Source organism: Planktothrix paucivesiculata PCC 9631 (assembly GCF_900009265.2).
Taxonomy (GTDB): domain Bacteria; phylum Cyanobacteriota; class Cyanobacteriia; order Cyanobacteriales; family Microcoleaceae; genus Planktothrix; species Planktothrix paucivesiculata.
Map to the genome: position 1 here is coordinate 741,142 of NZ_LR735026.1, position 19,850 is coordinate 760,991.

The following is a 19,850-nucleotide window of genomic DNA, read 5'->3' on the forward strand; positions in this document are numbered from 1 at the left end:
ACCAATAAGCTGTTCAGCCGTTAAATCTGGTATTAGATCATGGTTAAATCCTGGCAGTCCCAGCGCTTGATATACGGTTTAACTATTTAACAGCTTAAAAATTTAAAAGGATAATTAAACCCGGGGGTTGAATCGGTTGTAAAACTCCATTTGAATTAGCTAAACCGATGACAATTGCTAACAGTAAACATCCCATTAAAGTTATTCCCATCAGAAATAGTGAAAAAATCTCCCCAGAGGAAAGGGGACGATCTGTTGGGTCTAAATAGGCAGAGGAAGAATGGGAACGATTATTTTTAGAATAGGGTTGATTTAAGTCCGTTGGAACTTGAATTAAATGATATCGAGAATAGCGAATTTTTTGATCATAGGACTGACGCCGATCTGGGTTACAGAGGGTGGCGTAAGCTTCATTGAGTTTCTGAAATTTTGCCGTGGCGCTCGCTTTTGATAGGCTTGTCGTATCAGGATGATACAGTTTACTCAGTTCCCAATAGGCGCGTCGAATTTCGATCGGGGTGGCACTGGGATGAACCCCTAACAGGGTGTAATAACTAGAACTCAGCGCCGGATGGTTTTCGGATTGGGGTTGCTGTTGAGATGAATTTCTGGGAGAAGTCACGGCTATCCTAACTCTACATCACGAAACAGTTCTGTTGATTATACAGAAAAAATCTTTGGATAGCAAAGTTCAAATAGAGAAAAAACGATCATTAGCTTCTTCCCCTATCTCAGCAATTTTTGTTTAATGACAACACCAAATGTGGTTAATCGATTAAAAACCAACCTCTAACACATCTATTCCCGATGGACGAACATCTCCTCGCATTCCATTATCAAGATTATTATTTGGGCTCAGAAAACCATCAGACTCAACGGGTTGAAGTGAGTTAAGATTCGGATTCACGATCGCATCCAAATATTCTTGATTATATTCAAAGGGTTGATCAGATTCTGGCCCCCCAAAAGGAAATACTAAACGATCAGGATCTCGTCCAATAGTGAGTTCTTCTGGTATTCCCAAATCCTGGGCGGAACCTCTAGGCAGTTCAGCCGTCTGTAAAGTAGGAATTGCAAACTCAGTTCCGGTTAAATCCGCATTTAAGAGATTTGCACCGTCTAATTGAGCTTGAATTAAATTAGCATTAGTTAAGTTAGCACCATTTAGGTTAGCATCATTAAATTCAGTCTGATTTAAAAACGCCCCTTCTAAGTTTGCAGATGTTAAGTTTGCTCCGGTTAAATCTGCACCTTCTAAATTGATATTAGCTAGGTTTGCCCCCGTAAGGTTAGCATCTCGTAAATCAACACCAATCAAGTGAGCACCGCTTAAATTAGCGCCTCTCAAATCACACCCTTGACAGAACCGGGTTTCTAATAATTGTTTAAGATCATTAGGATTTTGTGAATAGGCTGGAGTCGTAACTCCCAAACCTAGTAGAAGCACTGTGGCGGCTCCAAAAACTGTTGTGGATAGGATTTTCATAACTTTATCCTCCGCTTTGGCCACCGAAAAACTACACCTAATAGTTTTCGTTTTTCCTATTATAAGCTAAATACCCAAGCTATTAAAAAAATTTAATAAAAGAAAAAACGATCGCACTTTTGATAGACTCAAGAGCGATCGCTAACTTTGAAAAAACAATACTTAATAGATCAGTTTAAATCCTATTAAGCTAAGGCCGGAATTTTCAAGCTCAGATGGGAATATAGGGGAAAGCGATCGCATAAATTCGCCACCCGTTGCAGACAGGCTTCGCTGATCCCCTCATCTTCTGGGTTGAGCAGACGATCTGCAATAATATTCCCAATTTCGATAAATTCCGTTTCTCCCATCCCCCGCGTGGTCATAGCCGGAGATCCTAAGCGTAAACCACTGGTAACAAACGGAGATTCGGGATCAAAGGGAACCGTATTTTTATTTGCCGTAATATTAACTTCACTCACCAGTTGATCGGCCCGTTTTCCCGTCATATTTACAGAACGTAAATCCACTAACATCAAATGATTATCCGTACCACCGGAGACAATTTTTAAGCCTCGGTTTTGTAACTGAGTAGCCAGCGCTTTCGCATTAGCAATCACTTGACCCGAATAGATGGAAAATTCCGGCTTCAGGGCTTCCCCAAAGGCCACGGCTTTACCAGCAATCACGTGTTCTAGGGGGCCACCTTGACTTCCCGGAAAAACAGCTTTATCTAATTTTTTGCCTAGTTCCCCATCCCGACTTAAAATCAACCCGCCCCGTGGCCCTCTCAAGGTTTTGTGAGTCGTGGTAGTGACCACATCACAATAGGGAATCGGGTTAGGATGATGACCCGTTGCCACTAACCCCGCAATATGGGCAATATCGGCCATTAAGTAGGCCCCGACTTCATCGGCGATGGCGCGGAATTTCTCAAAATCTATAATTCGAGGATAGGCTGAATACCCACAAATGAGCATTTGGGGTTTATGCTGTTTGGCCAGTTCTAAAATTAAGTCATAGTCAAGTTGTTCGGTTTCCGGGCTAACCCCATAATGACAGGCTTTAAACCATTTACCAGAGACATTTACCGGAGAACCATGGGTTAAATGTCCCCCATGGGATAAGTCCATCCCCATGATCGTGTCACCTGGTTTGAGCATCGCCAAGAACACGGCAAAGTTGGCTTGAGCACCCGAATGGGGTTGAACATTGGCACTGGCGGCTCCGAACAGTTGTTTGGCGCGTTCAATGGCTAATTGTTCAATGCCATCAACAAATTCACAGCCGCCGTAATAGCGTTTTTTGGGAAGTCCTTCGGCGTATTTATTGGTAAGAACAGACCCCTGGGCTGCCATAACCGCCGCCGAGGTAAAGTTTTCACTGGCAATTAATTCTAGGTGTTCCCGTTGACGACAGAGTTCATGCTGAATCAAATCAGCAATGACGGGATCAGTTTCAGATAAGATTTCTAAATTACTCTGACTCACAATAAAATTCCTCTTAATTACACAATTTGATCACCGATTTAAACGGATTAGGATTATCCGTGATTTTCCATCATAACTTTACTGTGCTGATGGTTGATTCCAAAATTGTATTAAGTTGTGACTCATTTAGCCAAATCCCCTACAACTGTGGGCTTACAATAGAAGTATAATTGGGCATCTGTCGGAGGAATCATTATGCTAGTCATCTTGATGGATAACCAGATACTTGCTTCTCAACAAGTTTGTCAGGGATGTTTATTAGCTGATCAAAGTGGTCAACCTCGTTGGAGAGGCGGTCAGTTGTCCTGTGGACATTTAGTTCGTCCCTGCATTGACAATCAACCGAGTCAGTATGAATGTCAGATGGGCTTCCGCATTGCTAATATTCCATAAATCATCGGGATTGACTGTTGAGATGGGGCGGTTAATTTCTGCGAGAACAATTTCGCCCTTTCTCCTGCTGATCATTTTTTGACTCCCAATCTCTGGGACTGCGCTATCCTGGGTTTAAGAGATACTCAGGAGAATTGGTTATGACTTGGCGCGGAACCACGACAGTACGCGATCGCATTTTTGCCGCCTTACCCTATCTACTGCCTTTAATGGATGGGTTACCCTTTGGACGCTTTTTATTCCAACAGTTTCCGATTTTACAAATTATTACATTGCCTGTCATCCCTTTGATGTTTCTTTATCAATACATTCCTTTCGCGGGATTTGTTGTGTTCCTAGGGTTATATATGTTAGTGGTTCGCAATGAAAATATTCCCCATTTCATTCGATTTAATACCATGCAAGCCATTTTGATTGATATTGTTCTGATTTTGTGTACTTTGGTTTTCCAGACCTTCGGCAATGTCCTTTTACAAGGATTTCTCATGGAAACCCTCTACAACATGATCTTCCTAGGGCTTTTAGCGGTATTTTTCTATTCTGTGATTCAGTCTTTATCTGGGAAATATGCAGAAATTCCTACGATTTCCGATGCTGTTTATATGCAAGTTCGCTAATAGGGAACAGGGAATAGGGAACAGGGAACAGGGAACAGGGAAGAAAAAACTTTACCATCGGGGTTTGAGTATCCGTTGATGTCCTAATCGTGGGTCGCGCGACTACTATCAACGTTAATTGTCACCCCGAACCTGATACAATCAAAGATCCTTGCTTCTAAATCCAGAAGCCTAGTCGTCCATAAGGAGAATCACAGCATGAAGCCTTTTGTTTACGAAACAATGTATATCCTCCGTCCTGACCTCAACGATGAGCAGGTTGGGCAGTCTATTAGCAAATACGAAACCCTCCTCAAAGATCAAGGGGCAGAGAATATCCAAATCCAAAATCGGGGTAAACGTCGTTTGGCCTATGACATTGATAAGCACCGGGAAGGGGTTTACGTCCAGATGAATTATGAAGGCCCTGGAGCCCAGATCGCTATTTTAGAAAGAGCCATGCGAATTAGCGACGAGGTGATCCGTTATCTGACTATTAAAGAAGAAGTAACGGTAGAACCCACGGAAGCCACGGAAGCAGAACCCGAAGCTCAAGAGGCGGAATAAATTAGGTAAACAGGGGGAAAGATAGAATTAGATTTTACTCTTAACCCCTGTTTTTGTTATACCCAGTTTTTTGGCTCTTGCCGATTGGGAACAACAGAGATATTTTAGAAACAAATATAAAGAATAAATTTATAGGAGCCGTTAGTCACCGTGAGCCAAGCTAAAAGTCAAACGCCACAGGAGTTACAAGCTGAAGTTACTCGTTTGAACGAGGAGCTACAAATGCGGGAGCAGTTGATTCAACAGTTATCTCAAGAACTGTTCCGTTTGGTAAAAGGAGACGCTAACTTATTACCCAGTCCCGATGTTTCCGAACGTCATCAAGTGCAAATGGTGGCTTTACGCGAACAACTGCAAGAGATGGAGCAGCAGGTTAAGTTTTATCAAGGACAAATCGCCGAACGGGATACGGAAGCCTATCAACTCAGACAGTCAGTGGAGGAGCTAACAGACCGTTCTCGGATGTTGGAACAGGTTGTCCAGGAGTTACCTGGGGTATACCGTCAGAAGTTCTCAGAACGTCTGAATGAAGTCATGGAAAAAGTAGAATTACTACAACGGGAAAATAAACAACTTCATGCCGAGTTACAAAGTGTCAGCTATCGTTTAGCCCAAAAAAGTCGCCGTCCTAGTGGCTTGGATTTACCGAGTTTTCAAGGTCGCGGTTCGGGTTCGGTTGAGATTCCCACTTTGGGTAATGCTTGAGCGTTAAGAAGGACTTGTGAACGACCCACACTGTAGCCCCAGGTTAATCAGTGTGGGTCGTTGAAATTAACCCACTTGTACGACTCCGTAACGACTGGTTAATTTGTCCAATTGATTGACTAATAAACTTAGGAATAGTCCCACGTCGGTGACAACGCCAATGGACTCCACAGAACCGCGATCGCTCAGTTTGGTGACAACAGCCGGGTTAATATCGACACAGACCATTTTAACTCCCGAAGGGGTCATATTCCCCACCCCAATCGAATGCAGCATCGAGGACAGCATCAGAATCATATCCGCGCCCTGCAACAGTTCGGCATAATGTTCTTGGGCCTTGATTAAGTCCATTTGGGTATCCGGTAGGGGGCCATCATCTCGAATCGAACCCGCTAAGGAGAAGGGAATGTTATTTTTCACACATTCATACATCACCCCACTCTTAACCAAGCCATTTTCAACGGCGGCGGCAATACTCCCATAACGGCGAACACTATTGATCACTTTAAGGTGATGGCGATGACCTCCTTTAACAGCGATACCCTGTTTCATATCCATACCCAGGGAGGTTCCCATGATCGATTGTTCCATATCGTGAACGGCGATCGCATTTCCCCCTAATAACGCCTGCACATAGCCTTGGCGGATCAGGTGGGATAAATGTTGGGCTCCTCCGGTATGGATGACCACTGGGCCAGCCGTGACGACGACTTTGCCACCGCGATCGCGAATTTGGCGCAGTTCCCAGGCAACCTGTTCCACAATTAGCTCAACCCGGCGTTCACTAGAGACTCCAGACGACATAAAGCTGAATTCCTGGGGTGCATTCCGGGCTTCCCTGGATTCGGTTTTGCGGATGGTACGAAGACCCACCACATCCACAACCACCCGTTCTCCGACCTTTAAGTCCCGCAGAATCTTACATTGGGCTACTAGACCGTTGGGGGTTTGGGAAATTGCGATCGCGCCGTCCATCCGTTGATGTTGAACCGTTAGCCATTGGCCATTAACCCGAACTTCCGTGGGGTAAATGGTGGAGACGTAGAAATCATCGGGGCCAACGCCATCTTGTTCGACTGGTTGTAAGCGAGCGTCCCGTTGGTCTTCTTCTAAGGACACCACGCCAATATCAATTAATTGGCTGATAATTTCTTCCATCACCTCATGGGAGGGGGCAGAAATTTTAATCTCGGCTTTCGAGGTGCTTTGTCGTTGTTCCCCTAAATTGAAGTTGAGGACTTTGAAACTGCCCCCGCCTTCGACGACTAAATCCAAGGCGCGGTTAATTAGCCCGGCGTCTAATAGATGTCCTTCCATCAGGACGGTGTGGCTTTCAACTTTAACCACCGCATGACGATCCACAATCACAGGTTCAGTCACCCGCAGGGTTAAACATTTGGCAGCCCCACCTGCTTTTAAAAACTCAGTTAGGGGAGTTTCTAGGACAGTAAAACCTGCTTCTTCGATTCTGGCTTTGAGGTTTTCACTGGCTTTGTTCATAATCACCATCTGATTAACATTGACGGTGTTACAAGCAAAGTTAACGGCGTCTGGTTCCTCAACAATAATCAGTTTTTCGGGTGGAATACGCAGTTCGATTAAGCGATTTGAATAGGAATCAAAGGCGGGGGGATAATACATTAAATACCCGCCTTTTAAGGGACAAAAACAGGTATCGAGGTGATAAAACCGTTCATCCATTAACCGCAGGGATAGGACTTCAATATCCAGCCATTCGGCAATTAGGGGGTGGGAGTCGAGTTCAGACCGGAATCCATATCCCGCCCATAAATAGCGCCCTTCCCGGTCAAATAATGCGTCTCCAGCGCCTTCAAAGGGAAGGTCTTTTGGAAGTTCGTGGACGGTAAATCCTTGACCTTCAAACCAGGTTTTGAAATAGGGTTCTTCCCCTTGGCGTTCTTTATGATAAAAACGACTAAGAACGACGGTTTTATCGAGAACTAACCCGGCGTTGGCGGTAAAGACCATATCCGGCCAACCTTTGGCGGGGTTTACTAAGTCAACAATGGCGTGTTCTTTGATAAGATGGTACAAGTTTTGCCACTGTTCTCTGGCTTTGTCAAAGGAGGATTTGTGGATATTTCCCTCCATCCAAGGATTGATTACATAGTCCACATCATAGTGGTCTGGAGAACACATCAGAAAGCGAATTGATTCTGTCATTTTAGGTACAATAGGGTAGACGCTACGGTTTTCTACCGATAAGAGATTTGAGTCACTACAAAATCCCACTTCTAAGGTTGAGAAGGGGATATTGGTTCTATAAAAAGCCAACTTTTAATTATATCATCCGAATGTGGACAAGCCTTGCGATTAAATGTCATATTTTCATAACATTGGGCTGGAGGGTGATCAAGCTATTTTTTGATCTTCTCGCTTAAAAAAATAGAGATCGCATCAACAACTCCTACCAATATGATAAAATTTCATTAATTCTAGTTAATTACATTCTTGTATTAATATGGGACGGCCATTCAGCAGAATTTTAAAAGCAGATGAAATTTTAGCAGAGGCAAAAGTTCATAGAGAGAAACTTCTCAAACAATCAAGACAACGTTCACAAAATGGTAAATCTGTCCGTACTCCAGAAGTTAACACCCTACTGAAGAAAGGGGGAAATAAGTGGAGTTTTGGAAACGAAAAAGCATTAGAAGATTTTGTTTGGGATAATTTGAGGAATTTGTTAGAGCTTACTCCCTTAAAACGTCAATACAAAGTTAATGGAGAGATTTGTGATATTTTGGCTTTGGATAAAGATCAACAATTAGTTATAATAGAGCTAAAAAATATTACTGATCGAGGAGTGGTTCAACAACTCACTCGTTACTATAATAATTTAATTGGGGTTAAGCCGATTGATTTGGAGATAGATTATAGTAAACTTATCCGTCTAATGGCTATTATGCCCAGTTTTCATAAACACAATTTTGTTGACAAAGAACATAGCAAGCTATCTTTAGAGTTTCTCTCTTTTGAGATTATCAAACAACCGGATAGTTTAGCTCTGTCTTTAACTAATGTTGATACAGAAAAGACTGTTTATACAAAAATTAATTATCATAAAAATGATGTATTTGATCTATCATGTTATTTACCAGATCCACCCAATAGTTTACTAAAAATAATATCAAATTGCTCACCAGAAAAACAACAATATATTTTAAAATTGAGAAAACATATTTTGTGTTTTCACGAAAAAATTCAAGAAATTTATGCTCCAGCAGTTATTAAGTACGGACGAGGTAAAGATAATATTTGCGTTGAAATTCGTAAAGATAATAGCTTTTATCTTTGTTTACCAATACCAGATCGGCAAGTTATGGGTTCTAAATACCCTTCAGGTAAAATGCAAATTTTTACAAATGATTTTCAACAGATAAATCTTATTGGGTATATTCCCAAAGGTAAAAGATCTATTGATAAATCTTATCGGTACGAAGACTTTGAAAAGTTTATCCAGGTAACAGATTCTATAGAATCTCTGAATCAACTAGAAAATCTGATTAATATAGCTTTGCAAAATTGGTTAGAAAGGTTTTAGCTTCTGCCCAACAAAACAGAAAACTTTTTGCTATAATTGTAATATCTGGTATAGCCTACACCTAAAAACTTTAGTTTTAGATCACGAATAAACAAATAATTCAAACTAGGATAAAAATGATGATTAAATCAATTGCCAAAGTAACTTCCGAAGGAAAACTAGAACTTCCTCCCGAAATATTACAACAACTGCAACCTTTAACGGAATATGAAATATCAGTTACAGAAAATGAAATTAAACTGACAAAAACCAAGAAAAAATTAAGCTTAGATGAGTTATTTCAACGGATTGACGAAACCCAACCAGATCCTGATGAACCAACTTTGGAAGAAATTAGTGAAATAGTCAAAGAAGTTAGACAAGAATTGTGGGGTAAATCATGAAAGTTGTTGTTGATGTTAATGTCTGGATATCAGCTTTATTATGGCCAGGAGTAACCCGTAAAATTATACAATTAGCACAAGCTAGTCAAATTACTATACTCGCTTCTGAAGATTTATTTCACGAACTAGAAACAACTTTAAAACGAAATAAATTCGCATCTAAAATGCAATCTCTCGGTTTAACGGTTGAAGAATTATAGCGCTACGCACTAGGGAACAGGGAACAGGGAACAGGGAACAGTAAGCAGTGAATGAGTTTCAGGATTTAGAAGTGTCCTAACTTCAATGCGTAGCGCTATACTATATGCGAGTACGGAAGTTTTAAACTTTTGTTCCAATGTTTCTATTAACGTACCTCAATTAAGAGACAGTAAAGATAATCATATTCTAGCTGCGGCCTTATCTGCCAATGCAGAAGTTTTAATCACGGGAGATCAAGATTTATTAGTATTAGATAACTTTATGGGAACAGCGATTATGAAACCAACAGACTTTCTTGCTCTTTATTTTCCATAAAAACCAAAATATGATTGACCCAATTATCATCATGGGTTAACTTCAACAGGACTTACGCACAAGACCAAAGAAACCGGGTTTCTGGCCCTGATTTTGCGGATGAAATCTGGATTTCTCGTTCAGAAACCCGGTTTGGTGCGTAAGTCCTATTCAAAAATAAATAAATAGGATTAGAAAATTTAAGTTCTACCTTAAAGTAGATGAAAATAAGCTAATTACCTGTATTAATTTGTCTATTATAATCCTCAGTAATCGGTTGATCAAATATAAAGAAGATTTTTGTCTCCTCGGAGCAAATATCCAGACCATTGTGGTAATGAACAAATAAAATAATATTATTAAACCGTTGGGGATCAATATTTTACGAGAATCACCCCAAATCCGGGAAGAAAAACTTTCAATTATTTTAAGATTGTTTAGGAAATCGTTAAGTTCACAGAAAAGTCAACCGTTTGCTACGACAATAGAAATATAATTATCACGGTTCTCTTAGATTAGGATCGTTAACTCAGATGATTATGATCTCATCTGGAGGATTTAAGTCTTATGTCTCCCCAAGCTAACCTCCTTAATTTCCTTCAGGTAGTCCCTGTTTGTCACCATGACACCTCCCTAGAAGCATTGCGGTTGATTTTTTCCCAGGGAAACTGTGAACGGGTGGTGATTATCAACTCCCAATATCAGCCCCTGGGAATGATTTCCTTGCGTCGTTTTCTTCCCTATCTGCTGAATCAGATTCCTGTTTCCCCAGCTACCCAGATCCAACCCCCCTTAGGAGAAGATTTTCAGGCGATCATTGATCCTGTGATCCCTATTCCATCCCATTTAAACCTGCAAGAGTTTTGGCTGTATTTACAAGATCAGAATTCCCCTACTGCGGTAGATCAGACTCAAACTAAAAGTTTATCCCTAGCTTTAGTGAATCAGGAGGGGGAATTTATTGGATTAATCGATAGTTTACAGGTGTTAGAACATTTAGCTAAACATTGCCAACAGTTTCCCCCCGTTGATCCACCCAAAGCCTCTCCTCCCCATACTTTCGACTTCCAGACAGAAACCCAACCCGGGTTAAGTCCTTTATCCCTGGGAGATTCTCTCCCCCCCGATCGTTTAATTGAGTTTTTAGACGAACTACCTATCCCCTTAATGATTCAACAGGATGATGGCAAAATCATCAGTCAAAATTTAGCATGGCGATCGCTAATTGGACTAGGATCACAAGTAGTACAGGAAGTCGCAGAAACCGTAATCCGTTGGGTTCAAACCTCTGTAATATTTTCCGACGGCGAAAACGGGCCGAATTCACCTTTAGAAACCTCTGGGAACTGGGGACTTTTATCTAATCCCTTAACCCATGTTGCTGAACCTTTAATTGCCAATTCAGCCCACTTAGAAATGCCCCAATGGTGTCAACTCGGGAGCAAACCAGACAGTTATGTTTGTATTTGTCCGGTCGCTCAAAATCAGGAACGGGTGTGGCAATTTACCCGTCAACAATTAAACGCTAAATCAGAAATAGGTTTATATTTAGAGAATGACACGGATAACCTCTGGTTAGTGTTTGCTCAAGATATTACAGAACAACATCGAGTTGCTCAAGAACTCACCGCCAAAAATACCGATTTAATTCAACTCAATCGCATCAAAGATGAGTTTATGGCCTGTATTAGCCACGAATTAAAAACCCCCCTTACCGCCGTTTTAGGTTTATCAAGTTTATTAAAAGATCACGCATTAGGAGAACTCAACGAAAGACAAACCCGTTATGCCCAACTGATTCATAAAAGTGGTCGTCACCTAATGTTAGTGGTGAATGATATTCTGGATTTAACCCGCATAGAAACCGGACAATTAGAGTTAGTTCCCGAACCTTTACATATTCAATCAGTTTGTCAATCTGCCTTTGATTTAGCAATTCAACACTACCAAAGCCAGGACAAATCGGATATTAAACTGCAAGCAGAAATTTTAGCCCAAGTTAAACGTCGATTTCACTTAGAGATTGAACCGGGTTTAGAAACCTTCGTCGCCGATGAACTTAGACTACGACAAATGTTAGTTAATTTGTTATGTAATGCTCTAAAATTTGCCCCCGATCGCAGTGATTTTGGTCTACAAGTAGGTCGTTGGGAAAATTGGGTAGCTTTTACGATTTGGGATCGAGGGATTGGGATTCCTGATGATAAACAGCATCTAATTTTCCAAAAATTCCAACAGTTAGAAAGTCCCCTGACCCGTGAATTTGAAGGAACAGGACTGGGGTTAGTATTAACCCAGCGTTTGGCTCGACTCCATGGGGGAGATGTCAGCTTTATTTCTCAACCAAATCAAGGCAGTAAATTCACCCTATTATTACCTCCTAATCCCCCTCGTTGTAATTGGGAATTGCCGCGTAAAGTTGGTAGTCAAAATCGTCAATTTGCGAGTTCTTCTCCTGGAGATTCCTCAAACACATCTCGGTTAGTATTAGTGGTAGAAACCGTACCCAAATTTATTCAAAATTTGAGCGAACAACTGGCTGATTTAGGATATCGAGTGATCATTGCCCGTTCAGGAACAGAAGCAGTTGAAAAAGCCCGTTGTCTACAACCTAGGGTAATTTTACTAAATCCTTTAATTCCTTTATTGTCCGGTTGGGATGTTTTAACCCTCCTAAAAACCGATCTACAAACCCATAAAATTCCGGTGATTATTACCGCAACTTTGGGGGATAAACAACGGGCATTAATGAATCATTGTGATGGATTTCTTCACCTTCCAGTTAAAGAATTAGAATTAGAAAAGTTGTTAAAAGAGTTACTGCTGGAGGTTCCCTTTTCTGCCCCCCAACAGTTAATTATTCTTTGGTTTAGTTTATCAGAAAATTCTCCAAATGTGGCTCCCGATGCAGATTTGAAAAATAAGAATTCTATTTATCATTCGGCTTTATTTTTATCTCGATTTTCCCATTGTCGAATTTTAGAAGCGGATGACGTGCATCAAGCCGCGATGATGGCGCAAATTTGGCATCCTAATGTGATGGTCTTAGAAAGAGATAGTTCGATCCAAAATCCATCCTATTTGTTAGAGGAAATTAGTAAACAAGAAAGTTTGACCCAATTACCGATTGTTACTTTAGATCCTGTTACTACTCAGGTCGCTAATCAAGTTAAAAATTTGTCAATTTTTCCCTGTTTAGCTAATTCCCAAGATGATCGATTCAAAAATGAAAATTTTCCTTTATCGATAAGTTCAGCTTTATTAGAAGTCGTCCAAATTGCCACTCGTTTAAGTTGGAAACCCAGTATTTTAGTTGTAGATTCTTCAATTTTACCTGAACAACAATTGGGTGATTTATTAGATCCGCTTGATCCTGCTGATTCGAGTAATTTTAAGATCGATCAAGCTCTGGTTCAATATATTGAAATTGCTGGATTTCAAGGCATTATGGGGAAAAGTTGGGAAGAAATTATTCGTAAAATTCAATGCAAGAGCTTGGATTTAATATTAATTTGTTTTCGCGGAAAATCCCTTTCTAATTTAGTTGAAGCCCTGTCAACATTAGAAAAAATAAAATCAAGCATACCGATCATTATTTTAGCCCAATCTGATATAAAAATATTGAATAAAACTGTTGATAGAAAACAAAAAAATCAATCTTCTCCTACGGTTGAATTAGAGGATTATATCTGGAAAAAAATCGCTGTTTATCTACAACGCTTTACCGCTAGTTTTCCCCTGAAAGTCTTACCTTTTAATTTATCAGTAGATTCTCTATTGGAAGAAATTAAAATCCTCCTCACTCACCTTAAACCCGATCAATAAATGGTCTAAAAATTAGCTTTTCCGAGATTCCACGGGATTTAATCAATATTTAACTCCTGTAAAGGTTGTGTTATTTTAGAATAGATAGGACTTACGCACCAAACCCGGTTTCTTTGGTCTTGTGCGTAAGTCCTGATAGATTAAAATATTAAAAACTAGAACCGGAAAAAACAATGCGCTGGTTGTCCTCTTTTACCTTAACAATAGCCTCTATTGTATTGACGACTCTCCCCGGAATCGCCGCCGAATCTATTATTATTCCGTTGGGAACCACAACCATTTCTATCTCTATTGATGCTTTAGAAAATTATGCCAAAAAAGGCACAATTAACCCCCAAGAATCCCTATCTACCTATTTAAAACTATTAAATCCTGAACAAAAACAAACTTTAATTCGACTTTTGGAAACCCGTTATACTAATCAAGATATTTCTATTCAACCATTTTTTAATTCCCCCTTGATTCTATCCTTTTTAAACTATTTAGGAACAATCATTCAAACCCAATCGGGTGATAATGGAGTAGAAGCAATTCATACTAGCTTACTTGAAGTTGTGGATCAGCCTAATGGCTTTACCATTATAGACGTGATGCGCCAGTTTCCTAGTCCAGAAATTCGCTTAGATATTGAAAAAACCCTAGAAATTTTAACCCGGATTGTTACATTAGTTCAGCAAACTCAGACCGTCACCAAATCCTTAGAATTTCTATCGAATATTGAAGCCGAAAAAGCTGATTTTACCGATTTTAGTCAAAGACCAGATTTAAGAAAACCCGGAACATTTGCGGGTATAAAAAAAACAATTACTGTCAATAATCCGGAAAATAATCGTAACTTTCAGGTAGATATTTATTTACCCGATACTGCTAAAACTGTAGATCAATTTATTCATCCTGTGATTGTTATTTCCCATGGTTTAGCTTCTGACCGTTCACGGTTTGAAAATTTAGCTAGACATCTCAACTCCTATGGATTTGCGGTGGCGGTTCCTCAACATCCAGGTAGTGATTATCAACAATTTCAATCCTTACTCCAGGGGGAAGTAAAAGACCTATTTGAACCCGCACAATTTATTGATCGACCTCGGGATATTACCATCTTACTGAATCAACTTGAAAAACTCAATGCCAGCGATTTTAATAATCAATTAGATCTCCAAAATGTGGGGGTCATTGGTCATTCTTTGGGGGGATATACGGCTTTAGTTTTATCAGGAGCTACCCTGGATTTTACCCAACTAAAAACTAACTGTAAACCCTCTGATATTCCCTTAAATCCCTCAATTTTTCTTCAGTGTCGAGCTTTAGAACTTCCTGAAAACAACTATCAACTTAAAGATTCAAGAGTCAAAGCTATTTTTATATTAAATCCGGTCAATAGTATTATTTTAGGAGCATCGGGTTTAAGTAAAATCAAAATTCCTGTTTTCATGACTGCGAGTAACGCAGATTTTCTCGCCCCCGCATTATCAGAACAGTTACAATCTTTTACTTGGCTCACGACTCCTAATAAATATTTAATGATGCAAAATCATGCTACCCATTTTTATGATATTACCCAAGAAAATACCTCGGAACTCTCAAAACTTCCCCAATTTATTCCGCCAACTTCTGAAATTAGTCGAAATTATATTAAAGCATTAAGTGCGGCATTTTTTAACGCCTATCTGACTCAAAATCCTGAATATAAACCCTATCTTAATGCAGCTTATATTCAAACTATTGCTGATCCAGCCTATCCTCTGAGCTTGATCGAATCTTTAACCCCGAATCAATTAAATAATGCAATTAAGGGGATAAATTATGATGAAAATCAATAAATTTTAAATTACAAAAAGGTTGACACTATTTGATTTTTGATGGTATTATAAAAAAGCAATCATATAATCTCCTTTTAATTTTATGTTAAAACCTATTAAAAATCCCCAGGACTATCAACCCAATAAAAACAATAAAAGAATTCGGTCGCTCTCGACTCAACTAATTAAAATCGGCCTAGGAATTCTATCGGGTTTAATGGCTACAACCTCCTCAACAATGGCCGCCGAACAAATTGCAGTTCGGTATAATATTGGTACGGTCTTAATTCCCATTGAAGACTTAGCCACATTTGCTCAAGGGGGAGAAATCTCGCCTGTTCTATCAATTCCTGAAAAAATTCTTAGCCCTGAAGATGTAGAAAAACTGCGTCAACTGTTAGTCACTCCCATGACCGCCAGTCCTTGGAGTATTCAACAATTTAATGACACCCCTACAGGGACTGTAATTCTAACTCGCTTTGGTAATTTTATTCAAACCGATAATGGTGACAATGGTTTCAATGCTTTAAAAACAGCGATTAATCAAGCCTCTAAACTTCCTGGAGGTTTAACTTTATTGGGTATTTTAGAAAAATTTCCTGGTAACAGGATAGAAATTGACCTGAATTTTGCTGTGCAAGTGATTCGAGATTTATCTCAAATTATTTATCAAGATCAATCTATCATCAATTGGATTAGGCAACAGGCTCAAGCCGAGATCAATAATCCAGCCGTACAAAATCGACCGATTAATTTAAAAAATCCGGGTACAACTCAATGGAAAAAAGAATCCTTTACCTTTCAAAATCCTCAACGAAACCAGCCTTCTCCCGTTGATGTTTATATTCCCCAAATTTCAACCCCAGCCCCTGTAATTGTGATTTCCCATGGTTTGGGTTCCGACCGAACAACCTTCAAATATTTAGCGGAACATTTAGCTTCCCATGGCTATTTTGTAGCGGTTCCTGAACATTTAGAAACCAGTGCCGATGGGTTGGCTAATTTCTTACAGGGAAATGCTCAACCGCCTGGTGCAGAAGCATTTGTTGATCGTCCTTTAGATATTACCGCCGTACTTAATCTATTAGAAGAAAAAGCCAAAAAATCCGTATTTCCTAGCCCTTTACTCCTAGATAATGTGGGGGTTATAGGTCAATCCTATGGGGGTTATACAGCTTTAGCAGTGGGGGGAGCAGCCTTTAATACCAACAGAATTAATCAAGAGTGTGCAAAGGTGGCAGACCAGCAACTTACTCTAAATATCTCGATCTTACTGCAATGTCAAGCGGCTGATATTGCTAATAAAGGTTATGATCTTCAGGATGAACGAGTCAAAGTCGTAATTGCTATCAATCCCATTACCAGTGTGGTTTTTGGACAAGAAGGAATGAGTAAAATTCAAATTCCTACCTTAATAATTGGAGGAAGTGAAGATTATATTGCCCCCGCCGTTAGTGAACAAATCTATCCCTTTTCTTGGTTAACAACTCCTAATAAATATTTAATGTTATTGGAGAGAGGAACTCATTTTTCTTTCTTACAATCTGGGGAGGCAGTTATTCCTGTTCCCGAACAAATTATCGGCCCTGATCCTGAGTTAGCTTTCCCCTTTTTAAAAGCCATAAGTCTGGTATTTTTTAATAGTTATATTCGCGGTCAAACTGAATATTTACCATATTTGAATGCGGGTTATATTCAGAGACTAGAAACCTCACCATTTAGTTTAACTATTGTGAATAAATTAACCCAAGATAATATTCAAGAAGCCATTAGTAAAGTTCGCAAATAGTCATATTTGGCGCGGATTGCTATATAATTGACTTAATACCTCAAGCCCCTAACCCCTTATTACAGTTCCCAATGATCCAGCCGATTTATCAGCCCCCTTTTACCCTGAAAAATGGCTTCTCAATGACCCTTTATGCCGCATTAAGAGCCAGTAAAAACTGGGAAAAAACCATTGACTTGCCCGAACCATCCTATCAAGAAATCGTATTTTTAGGAGCATCTGATATTCCCATTTATGGCATTGTGGCGATTCCAGAAAACCCCAGAGGAACAGTTATTGCTACCTATGGAATTACCGGAACTTTAGAGAACCAATGGTTTCTGAGAATCTGGGGAAGAAAAGCCTTTGCTGCGGGTTATGCGGTGGTTTTATTTGATTGGAGGGCGCACGGAAAAACCGCAGAATTATCCCCCACTTTAACCTCCGATGGACTATATGAAGGCGAAGATTATGTCAGAATTGCGGCTCAATCTAAATTAATGGGGTGTCCGACTCCCTTTTGGTTTACGGGTTATTCTTTAGGCGGACAATTAGCATTATGGGGAATTAAAACCGCCCAAACCGTTAATGATTGGGGCGCGGATTTAGACTTAAAAAATTCTGATATCGCTGGGGGTGCAGTGATTTGCCCGAGTTTAGATTCCACCCGTTCCCTCTCCTATTTAGTTAGACATTCCTGGGGCAAATATTTAGAACGAGCGATTACGAAAGAGCTTAAAAAATTAGCTCGAAACCTCCATCAATATCATCCTAATGACATCGATCCAGAAGCCGTTAAACGGGCAAATTCGATCTGGGGATTTGATCATGAATTAGTGATTGGACGCTTAGGTTTTAAGAGCGTAGAAGCCTATTATGAAGCCAGTAGTGGATTACAGTTACTTCCTAAACTTAGGAAACCTACATTGATTTTATATGCTGAAGATGATCCTCTATTTGATCCCACCTTAATTCCCGAGTTAAAAGCCGCGAGTGATCAGAATCCGGCAATTAATTTAGTCTCAACCGATTATGGAGGTCATGTTGGTTATATTAGTAGTAAGACTTGCCAAAACCAATTTAATGATCCCGACCGATGGTGGGCTTGGAATCGGATTTTAGCTTGGTTTGATCAGCAGGAAAAAAAACAGCAATTAACCCTCAACAGTTTGTTAAATTTAACTAATTGTGTTGATTAAAATTGGAAAAATCATGGCCGAGAAGGAAATAGACTAGGGCAATTCATGAATTGCCCCGAGCGGCAGATTCACCGCATAAATTCAGAAGCAACAATCATCGTCCCTATGCCGGAATCGGTGAACACTTCTTGTAATAAAGCATGGGGAACACGACCATCTAAAATATGAGCCGCCCGCACTCCCTGGGCTAAACTTCTCACACAACAATTGACTTTAGGAATCATCCCCCCGGAAACAATACCTTGCTCAATTAACTGTCGGGCTTCCTGAATATTAACTTGGGCAATTAAGGTATCGGGATTATGATAATCCTCCAAAATTCCGGCTGTATCGGTTAACAGAATTAACTTTTCAGCACCCAACGCGGCTGCAATTTCCCCGGCAACGGTATCCGCATTCATATTATAAGCCTGTCCATCTTCATCCGTTGCTACACTGGAAACTACGGGAATATAACCACTACTGACCAAAGACTCTAAAAGCTTAGTATTGACACTACTGACTTCTCCCACAAAACCAATATCCGCTTGACCTTCAGGCCGAGCTTTAATTAAGTTAGCATCTTTGCCGCATAACCCCACCGCTTCCCCGCCAGCCTGGTTAATTAGAGAAACAATTTCCTTATTGACTCGACCCACTAATACCATTTCCACCACATCCATCGTAGCGGCATCGGTGACTCGTAATCCGTTTTTAAATTGGGGTTCAATTCCTAGTTTAACTAGCCAACTATTAATTTCCGGGCCGCCACCATGGACAACCACCACCCGAATTCCGACAAAAGACAGTAACACAATATCCTGCATCACCTTATCTTTTAGGCTGCTATCCTTCATCGCCGCCCCCCCATATTTCACCACAATTGTACGATTAGAAAACTTTTGAATATAGGGGAGAGCTTCACTGAGAATTTTGGCACGAATGGCCGTATCTGTTTGGTCAAAGTCGCTATGTTTAAGCATAGAAATTTCCTGAGCACGTTTAGGGCGGATTCTGTGAGGGGGTACGAATTAATCCCAACCCCGATGAACCCGCCCCTAAGATTTTAGTTGATTTGAGGGTTTTATAAATGCCCACCAACGATTAAGCGGCAGATAGATGACAGGAGCCCACAAACTACTCAGAATCGCCGTTGACAAAGCCGCCCGTTGTTGATGTTGCCAAAAGTGATTAAAATCCGAAAGTTTAAAATTAATTAACTGTAAACTTCGGATAAGTTCTACCAAAATAGCCATGCCGAAAACAATTAAAGCAACGGAAATAAAATCCTCTTGAATTTTTTTAATAATTCGTTTATAGATAAAAACAGTTAAAACCCCAACAATCATAAAGGGGAAAATATGGGAAGGTTCGGCAACCGTTAATCCATCTAACATCAACCCGCAGCACAATCCCCCAACCACAGCTTCTAATAAAGACCGTTTAATACTCCAACTTACCAACCAAATCAATACCCAATTCGGTGTAATTCCAAACAGTTCTAAACCCGGAATCCTAACCAAAGATAACCACATACAAACCAACAAGGAAAGCAGGGTAATAATCAGATTCAAAACTTGGTAAGGCTTAAAAAACATAATTAATCAGTAATCAGTTATCCGTA

At 40.1% G+C, this 19,850-nt stretch carries 18 protein-coding genes; 12 read left to right on the plus strand and 6 right to left on the minus strand.

What is annotated here, in order from left to right; genetic code table 11:
- Positions 1–94: 94 nt before the first annotated feature.
- The 3 genes from PL9631_RS23865 to glyA all read right to left on the minus strand — a co-directional run bounded on the left by PL9631_RS23865 (position 95) and on the right by glyA (position 2,955).
- Entirely contained in the window at positions 95–622 is a 528-nt protein-coding gene (locus tag PL9631_RS23865; RefSeq protein ID WP_083624236.1) for a J domain-containing protein, read from the minus strand.
- 153 nt (positions 623–775) lie between these two features.
- Entirely contained in the window at positions 776–1,486 is a 711-nt protein-coding gene (locus PL9631_RS23870; protein ID WP_083624237.1) for a pentapeptide repeat-containing protein, read from the minus strand.
- Between the two features lie 185 nt (positions 1,487–1,671).
- Positions 1,672–2,955 (minus strand): serine hydroxymethyltransferase, encoded by a 1,284-nt coding sequence (glyA, locus tag PL9631_RS23875; RefSeq protein ID WP_083624239.1) that lies wholly within the window; start codon positions 2,953–2,955, stop codon positions 1,672–1,674.
- Between the two features lie 195 nt (positions 2,956–3,150).
- On the opposite strand from glyA, the gene PL9631_RS23880 reads away from it, so the two are divergent.
- The 4 genes from PL9631_RS23880 (at position 3,151) to PL9631_RS23895 (ending at position 5,216) form a co-directional block, all read left to right on the plus strand.
- Positions 3,151–3,348, plus strand: a complete 198-nt coding sequence (locus tag PL9631_RS23880; RefSeq protein WP_083624240.1) for a hypothetical protein — start codon at positions 3,151–3,153, stop codon at positions 3,346–3,348.
- A gap of 140 nt (positions 3,349–3,488) precedes the next feature.
- Positions 3,489–3,965, plus strand: a complete 477-nt coding sequence (locus PL9631_RS23885) for a Tic20 family protein (protein WP_083624242.1) — start codon at positions 3,489–3,491, stop codon at positions 3,963–3,965.
- A gap of 198 nt (positions 3,966–4,163) precedes the next feature.
- Positions 4,164–4,511, plus strand: a complete 348-nt coding sequence (gene rpsF / locus PL9631_RS23890; RefSeq protein WP_083624243.1) for a 30S ribosomal protein S6 — start codon at positions 4,164–4,166, stop codon at positions 4,509–4,511.
- Between the two features lie 150 nt (positions 4,512–4,661).
- Positions 4,662–5,216: an Npun_F5560 family protein gene (locus PL9631_RS23895; RefSeq protein ID WP_083624245.1), complete on the plus strand. Its 555-nt coding sequence runs from the start codon at positions 4,662–4,664 to the stop codon at positions 5,214–5,216.
- A 66-nt stretch (positions 5,217–5,282) separates the two neighbouring features.
- Here PL9631_RS23895 and argZ read toward each other — a convergent pair whose 3' ends face one another.
- The gene (argZ, locus tag PL9631_RS23900; protein ID WP_083624247.1) at positions 5,283–7,400 is read right to left on the minus strand and encodes a bifunctional arginine dihydrolase/ornithine cyclodeaminase; all 2,118 of its coding nucleotides are present in this window, start codon (positions 7,398–7,400) and stop codon (positions 5,283–5,285) included.
- Positions 7,401–7,698: 298 nt separating this feature from the next.
- Between argZ and PL9631_RS23905 the strand changes: the two genes are divergently transcribed.
- From PL9631_RS23905 to PL9631_RS23940, 8 genes are all read left to right on the plus strand, one after another.
- Positions 7,699–8,778, plus strand: coding sequence for an endonuclease NucS domain-containing protein (locus tag PL9631_RS23905; protein ID WP_083624248.1), 1,080 nt, complete (start codon positions 7,699–7,701; stop codon positions 8,776–8,778).
- 116 nt (positions 8,779–8,894) lie between these two features.
- Entirely contained in the window at positions 8,895–9,161 is a 267-nt protein-coding gene (locus tag PL9631_RS23910; protein ID WP_083624250.1) for an AbrB/MazE/SpoVT family DNA-binding domain-containing protein, read from the plus strand.
- Positions 9,158–9,361, plus strand: a complete 204-nt coding sequence (locus PL9631_RS27095; RefSeq protein WP_083624251.1) for a putative toxin-antitoxin system toxin component, PIN family — start codon at positions 9,158–9,160, stop codon at positions 9,359–9,361. The genes PL9631_RS23910 and PL9631_RS27095 overlap by 4 nt, the downstream gene beginning before the upstream one ends.
- 85 nt (positions 9,362–9,446) lie before the next feature.
- Positions 9,447–9,677 (plus strand): putative toxin-antitoxin system toxin component, PIN family, encoded by a 231-nt coding sequence (locus PL9631_RS27100; protein WP_083624253.1) that lies wholly within the window; start codon positions 9,447–9,449, stop codon positions 9,675–9,677.
- A 546-nt stretch (positions 9,678–10,223) separates the two neighbouring features.
- Positions 10,224–13,481: an ATP-binding response regulator gene (locus PL9631_RS23925; protein ID WP_083624254.1), complete on the plus strand. Its 3,258-nt coding sequence runs from the start codon at positions 10,224–10,226 to the stop codon at positions 13,479–13,481.
- 173 nt (positions 13,482–13,654) lie between these two features.
- Positions 13,655–15,301 (plus strand): alpha/beta hydrolase, encoded by a 1,647-nt coding sequence (locus PL9631_RS23930; RefSeq protein WP_083624256.1) that lies wholly within the window; start codon positions 13,655–13,657, stop codon positions 15,299–15,301.
- 82 nt (positions 15,302–15,383) lie between these two features.
- Entirely contained in the window at positions 15,384–17,069 is a 1,686-nt protein-coding gene (locus PL9631_RS23935) for an alpha/beta hydrolase (RefSeq protein ID WP_083624257.1), read from the plus strand.
- 71 nt (positions 17,070–17,140) lie between these two features.
- On the plus strand, positions 17,141–18,247 hold the full coding sequence (locus PL9631_RS23940; RefSeq protein ID WP_083624258.1) for a YheT family hydrolase: 1,107 nt from the start codon (positions 17,141–17,143) through the stop codon (positions 18,245–18,247).
- Between the two features lie 68 nt (positions 18,248–18,315).
- On the opposite strand, the gene argB is transcribed toward PL9631_RS23940, so the two are convergent.
- Together argB and mreD are read right to left on the minus strand one after the other, a co-directional pair.
- Entirely contained in the window at positions 18,316–19,209 is an 894-nt protein-coding gene (gene argB / locus PL9631_RS23945) for an acetylglutamate kinase (protein ID WP_083624259.1), read from the minus strand.
- Between the two features lie 75 nt (positions 19,210–19,284).
- On the minus strand, positions 19,285–19,824 hold the full coding sequence (gene mreD / locus PL9631_RS23950; protein ID WP_197046482.1) for a rod shape-determining protein MreD: 540 nt from the start codon (positions 19,822–19,824) through the stop codon (positions 19,285–19,287).
- Positions 19,825–19,850 lie beyond the last annotated feature (26 nt).